Source organism: Streptomyces sp. MS191, assembly GCF_008042125.1.
GTDB lineage: Bacteria > Actinomycetota > Actinomycetes > Streptomycetales > Streptomycetaceae > Streptomyces.
The window spans coordinates 1-2,027 of sequence record NZ_RDBI01000243.1 but is presented as its reverse complement, the minus strand read 5'-3'; the positions used below and the strand labels follow the sequence as shown (position 1 = coordinate 2,027).

The 2,027-nt window shown below is 73.4% G+C and carries 2 protein-coding genes; one reads left to right on the top strand and one right to left on the bottom strand.

All coding sequences use genetic code 11. From position 1 onward, the window contains the following. On the bottom strand, positions 1-590 hold a 590-nt coding region (locus tag EAO71_RS37105; RefSeq protein ID WP_147982180.1), incomplete at its 3' end, for a phosphotransferase family protein. Between the two features lie 163 nt (positions 591-753). Between EAO71_RS37105 and EAO71_RS37100 the strand changes: the two genes are divergently transcribed. Next, positions 754-2,025 carry a glucarate dehydratase family protein gene (locus tag EAO71_RS37100; RefSeq protein ID WP_147982179.1) on the top strand — a complete coding sequence of 424 codons (1,272 nt, stop codon included), beginning with the start codon at positions 754-756 and terminating at the stop codon, positions 2,023-2,025. The last annotated feature ends 2 nt before the right edge of the window (positions 2,026-2,027 follow it).

The following is a 2,027-nucleotide window of genomic DNA, read 5'->3' as shown; positions in this document are numbered from 1 at the left end:
GGCAGGGCCCGGCCGAGGGCGGCGTGCAGTTCGTCGATGCCGGCGAGCTCCCGGTTGCGGGAGGCGTCGAGCTGCTTGCCCCAGCGGCGGAGCTGCCGGTCGAGGAAGCCCTCGGGGCGTCCGAAGTCGGCGAGGCCGACCTCCGCGGGGTCCACGGCGTGGAGGTCGACGAGGGTGTCGACCAGGCCGAGGACGGCGGCGCGGGTGCGCTTGGGCCCGAGCGGGGCGAGCTGCTCGGCGGAGCGGTAGGGCGTGCCGCCGACGAACTCCATGACGTAGAACGGCGCCCCGAGCACGTCGTCGTCCTCGCAGAGCACGACCGGCTCGGGAACGGGCACGGCCGTCGGGTGCAGGGCGCTGATGACCCGGTGCTCGCGCTTCATGTCGTGCGCGGTCGCCAGGACATGGCCGAGCGGCGGCCTGCGCACCACCCACTCGCCGGTGCCGTCGGTGACCATGTACGTGAGGTTGGACCGGCCGCCCTCGATGAGCCGGGCGGTCAGCGGGCCGGTGACGAGCCCGGGCCGCTCGCGGTCGAGGAATCCGCGCAACTGCTCGGGATCGAGACCTGGCGGCGGGGCTGGGCTCATCGTGCGTACCTCCGGGGGCTTCGCGGGCCGGGCGCGGCCGGCGGGTCGGCGTTCATGATGACCGACCAGTCGGTATGTCGTCCAGGGTCCGTCCGGGTCGCGGCATCGGGAATCCCCGTCGGGCCCCCTGGTCGTGAATCCGGTCCATGAATAGAGTTCACATATGAATCCTGAGCTGATCGTCGACGAAGTCCGGCTGACCCCGATCCTCATCTCCGACCCGCCCCTGCTCAACACTCAGGGCGTCCATCAGCCGTACACACCGCGTCTGGTGGTCGAGGTCGTCACGCGCGGGGGAGTGAGCGGGGTCGGCGAGACGTACGGCGACGGGAGGTACCGGGAGCTCGCTCGCCCCCTCGCCGAGGCGTTGCCGGGACGATCGGTCACGGATGTGAACGGCCTGTTCGCGCTGGCCGCCGAGGTGTGCGGCGATTCACGTGCCGTCGACGGGCGGGTGGACGCGGGCGGCCTGCGCGGGGTGCAGACCGCCGACAAGCTCCGCCTGTCCGTCGTGTCCGCCTTCGAGGTCGCCTGCCTGGACGCCCTCGGCAAGGCCCTCGGCCTTCCCGTCCACGCCCTGCTCGGCGGCCGGGTCCGCGACAGCGTCGAGTACAGCGCCTACCTCTTCTACAAGCACGCCGGCCAGGACGCGTGGGGCCCCGCGCTCGACCCCGCCGGAGTCGTCGAGCAGGCCCGCCGCTTCGACCGGGAGTACGGCTTCCGCTCCTTCAAGCTCAAGGGCGGGGTCTTCCCGCCCGAGCAGGAGATCGCCGCGATCCGCGCCCTGGCCGAGGCGTTCCCCGGCCGCCCGCTCCGGCTCGACCCCAACGGCGCCTGGTCCGTCGAGACCTCGCTGGCCGTGGCCCGGGAGCTCGCGGACGTCCTCGAGTACCTGGAGGACCCGGCCACCGGCACGGCGGCCATGGCCGAGGTCGCGGCCCGCACGGACGTGCCGCTCGCGACGAACATGTGCGTCACCACCTTCGAGGAGGTGCCGGAGGCGTTCGCCCGCGACGCCGTGCGGATCGTCCTCTGCGACCACCACTACTGGGGCGGCCTGCACCGCACCCGCGAACTCGCCGCGCTCTGCCGCACCCACGGCGTCGGACTCTCCATGCACTCCAACACCCACCTCGGCATCAGCCTGGCCGCCATGACCCACGTCGCCGCCACCCTGCCGCTGCTCGACCACGCCTGCGACACCCACTACCCCTGGCAGACCGAGGACGTCGTCACCACCCGGCCCGACTTCCGGGACGGCCGCCTCGCGGTCTCCGACGCGCCCGGCCTCGGGATCGAGCTCGACCGTGACCGGCTGGCCGACCTGCACCGCCGCTGGGTGGAGGACGACGGCACGATGCGCGACCGCGACGACGCGGCGGCCATGCGGCGCCTGGACCCGGACTGGCGGGCGCCCGCGACCCCGCGCTGGTAGCG

Coding starts and splice junctions, on each gene's coding strand:
- EAO71_RS37100 (WP_147982179.1), top strand. CDS start 754: ATGAATCCTGAGCTGATCGTCGACGAAGTCCGGCTGACCCCGATCCTC.